Source organism: Clostridioides sp. ZZV15-6597, from assembly GCF_020657815.1.
Taxonomy (GTDB): domain Bacteria; phylum Bacillota; class Clostridia; order Peptostreptococcales; family Peptostreptococcaceae; genus Clostridioides.
This window is the reverse complement of record NZ_JAGWCT010000188.1, coordinates 1-3,681: the sequence shown is the minus strand read 5'-3', so window position 1 is coordinate 3,681 and position 3,681 is coordinate 1. Positions and strand designations below refer to the sequence as shown.

Below are 3,681 nucleotides of genomic sequence, written 5' to 3'. Positions count from 1 at the left end.
GTAAAATATTTAGGAGTGATGAAAATGTTAAATGGGATAATAAAGCTTTTTTATTCTGAAATTGTAAAAACAAAGATTAATAACTTAGATTCAAGTGGATATTCATTAAGGGATGAATGTAAAGAAATCAGAAATATAACCTTAAAGATAGATAGTGTGTTTTTTAAACTTTTAAAGTTAGTTTTTGGTTCAATACTGCTTATTGTAGCATTTAATCTAAATTGGATATTAGGTATAGGAGTATTTCTAGTTGGAGTGGTGTACATTCTTTATAAGAGAAATATGGAAGAACAAGTGAAGGAACATATAAACAATGTAAAAAATAATATCGACATCTCTAAGATAACTTTTATGGATGAAAAGGGAAGAACAGGTCTAAATTCATTGATTACATTACTTCTTATAGGAATATTGACAGGATTTAACTGGATATTAGTTCTTAGTTTTGTCGTTGTTTTTGTTTTTACTATAAAGAATGTATGTTAAAATACTAATAAATAGTTTAATATATAGGGGGAGAAATTGAGTATGACTAATGGCAATTATAAAATGAAGAATTTAGTGGAAATATCTGCTATGGTGACTGAATCTACAGATTTTTTTAATATAAAAGATAAAATAATAGAAAAAATGTTAGAGGTTGTTCACCCTACAAAGGCATGTGTAAATCTATTTTATAAAAATGATTCTAAATATGCCTATTTAGTATGTTCACAAACCTTAGAGTATGTACCTCAAATTTTTCCAATCAATAGTCTTAAAGGTGCAAAAATTGATTTTGACACATATCCAGAATATATCCATGAAGCTGTAAATGAGAAAAAGATAATATATGTGAAAAATGTATTTGAAGATTCTAGAGCAGAAGGAGAACGAGATTTAGCAAAATCTGAAGGTTACATTGGTAGAATAGTTTTTCCTTTTATCATAAATAATGAAGTAGTTGGATTTATGACTTGCTTTTTGACAGAAGAAGATTTTCTAACAGAACAAGATATAGACTTTATATCTTCTGTTGCATCTCTCTTAAGTTTATCAATAGAAATAACTAATAAAAATAATAATGTACAAATTTTGGTTGATAAATTAAGAGGTTCAATAAGTGCTATAAATGAAGCTACTAAAAAATTATATCTCAATAAAAGTATAGATGGATTTTTAGAAAACTTGAGTAAACAGGCGTGTAACATTACCAATAGTAAAGAAGCTTTGATAATTATAATAGGTCATGGTAATAAAGATAAAATATTTAGCTGTTATAATACTGAACATAAAAAGAAAACAAATTTATATCCTATGTTGGACAAGTTTGTAAATAAAGAATCCTTAGGAGGATATTTAAATAATTTAAAACCATGCTCACAAAAAGGGATAAACTTGGAAAGTTATATATATTACAAACTCCAAGATAAAAATGAGACTATAGGATGCATTGTTTGTGCAAACAGCAAAAACTACACGAGTGATGATTTAAATATCCTTAGTATATTATCTAAACAGGTTTTAGTTGGTATGCAGTTATATGAGCACAATGAAAAAGAAGTAAAGCACAGGATTCTTGAGAATGAGTTAAATATATTAAATAAACAGCAACAACTTATTATGGACAAAGGTAAAATGGATTGTAATGATGAAAAAGAACTTTATTTTTATCATAAACCAGCAAGAGTAGTAGGTGGAGATTTTTATTATGCTACAAAGGTAGATGCTGAACACATAGTTTATATTGTTGCTGATGTAATGGGGCATGGAATGGTTTCGAATTATGTTGTTGCAATGATAAAGGGTGCCTTTAAAGTGTTATGTAATCAGTATAAGACACCACAAGAAATAATGACAAATTTAAATAGGATGTTATATGATGAGTTTGACAAAATGGGAGTATTTACAACTTGTTTGATTGGTCTTATAGATACTAAAGAAAATATGATTACAGTATCTAATGCAGGACACTATAGCCCTGTAGTTGTAAAAAAAGATGGAACAATAGAAACTAACTTAAATTGTAAAAAGGGAATACCTATTGGGGTAATGGAAGATGCAACATATGAAAATAATATTCTTTCAATGGAAGATTATGCAATGGTATGTATGTATACTGATGGAATTTTAGAAATAAAAAATACATCAAAAGAAGAATATGGTATAGAGAGATTAGAAAACTTTTTAAAAGAAAATTTTAGATTAAATCATCAGCTGATAGTAGAAAATTTAAAATTAGATTTAAGAAACTTTTCATCAAAAGATAATTATGATGATGATATTTTAATCGTTATGTTAAAGGATAGGTAGATTGATTATGGGTTTAAATAATAAAATAGAACTTGAAAGTCCAGAAATTATAATAATAAATGGAAGTCCAAGAAATAATAAAAATTGTAGTTTTATAGCAAATGAAATAAAACTTAAATTAGAAGATAGTGGACTTAGTAGTAAAATATTCAATATATATGATATGGATATTGAATATTGTACAGCATGTGGATTTTGTAATAAGACAGGATGTTGTAAATTTAATGATGATATGAAACCTCTATATAAAATGTTTGATGAATCAAAAGGGACTATAGTAATAAGTCCTGTACATTTTGATTCAATATCAGCTAAAGTAAAAACTGTTGTTGATAGAACTCAAGCTATCTATGCAAGCAAGTATATATTAAATAAGCCTTCAATTGATAGGAATAAAAAGCGTATAGGAATGTATATTGCAGTAGGAGGTAGTAAACCTTATGATTCACAATTTAAAGGTGGGCAAATAGTTATGGACTTTTTCTTTAAGAGTATAAATACTAAACTTTTACACAATATATATTTAAACAATACAGATAATATACCTTACACAGATAATCAAGAATTTAAAGACACTATATCTAAGACTCTAAAAGCGTATATTGATTCAATATAATTTGATTTTGTAAGTAATATTATGTATAATTGTATTGCAATAATTTAAAAATAATTAAAGGAGGGAATTTCAATGAAATTACCAATAGCATTATCTAATAAACATGTTCATTTGAGTCAAGCTGATATAGACGTATTATTTGGAGCAGGTCATGAATTAACTAAATTTAAACCATTATCTCAACCAGGACAATTTGCCTGTGAAGAAAAAGTAGATTTAGTCGGTCCAAAGGGGACTCTAAAAGGAGTTAGAGTTTTAGGGCCAGCTAGAGCTCAAACTCAAGTTGAGATTTCTTTAGCAGATGGATTCCCATTAGGAGTAAAAGCTCCAATAAAAGAATCTGGTGATATAGCTGGAACTCCTGGGGTTAAATTAGTAGGACCAGCTGGAGAAGTTGAAATGAAAGAAGGAGTTATAGTTGCTTCTAGACATATACATATGAGCAATGAAGACGCTGCTAAATTTGGTGTAACTGACAAACAAATAGTAAAAGTTAAAACATCTGGACCAAGAGCGTTAGTATTTGAAAATGTATTAGTAAGAGCTAGTGATAGCTTTAATTTAGAAATGCATGTTGACATGGAAGAAGGAAATGCAGCAGGCGTTAAAAATGGAGATTTAGTAGAATTAATAGTTGATTAATTTTATATATGAAATTAATGCTAGTGAATATTTTGTTTACTAGCATATTTTTTACTGTAATAAATTTCTATATTATAAATTTAATCTATTAGATTAATTTATAATATAAAGGGGTATTATGAAAATTATAA

General features: G+C 27.2%; 4 protein-coding genes. All 4 read left to right on the top strand.

Annotated elements, in window-relative coordinates; genetic code table 11:
• Positions 1-486, top strand: a 486-nt coding sequence (locus KGF52_RS20595) for a hypothetical protein (RefSeq protein ID WP_227841461.1), incomplete at its 5' end; no start/stop codon positions are given.
• A 42-nt stretch (positions 487-528) separates the two neighbouring features.
• Entirely contained in the window at positions 529-2,292 is a 1,764-nt protein-coding gene (locus KGF52_RS20590; RefSeq protein WP_227841460.1) for a GAF domain-containing SpoIIE family protein phosphatase, read from the top strand.
• Positions 2,293-2,299: 7 nt separating this feature from the next.
• Positions 2,300-2,908: a flavodoxin family protein gene (locus tag KGF52_RS20585; RefSeq protein ID WP_227841459.1), complete on the top strand. Its 609-nt coding sequence runs from the start codon at positions 2,300-2,302 to the stop codon at positions 2,906-2,908.
• Positions 2,909-2,980: 72 nt separating this feature from the next.
• Positions 2,981-3,550 (top strand): phosphate propanoyltransferase, encoded by a 570-nt coding sequence (gene pduL / locus KGF52_RS20580; RefSeq protein ID WP_227829203.1) that lies wholly within the window; start codon positions 2,981-2,983, stop codon positions 3,548-3,550.
• The last annotated feature ends 131 nt before the right edge of the window (positions 3,551-3,681 follow it).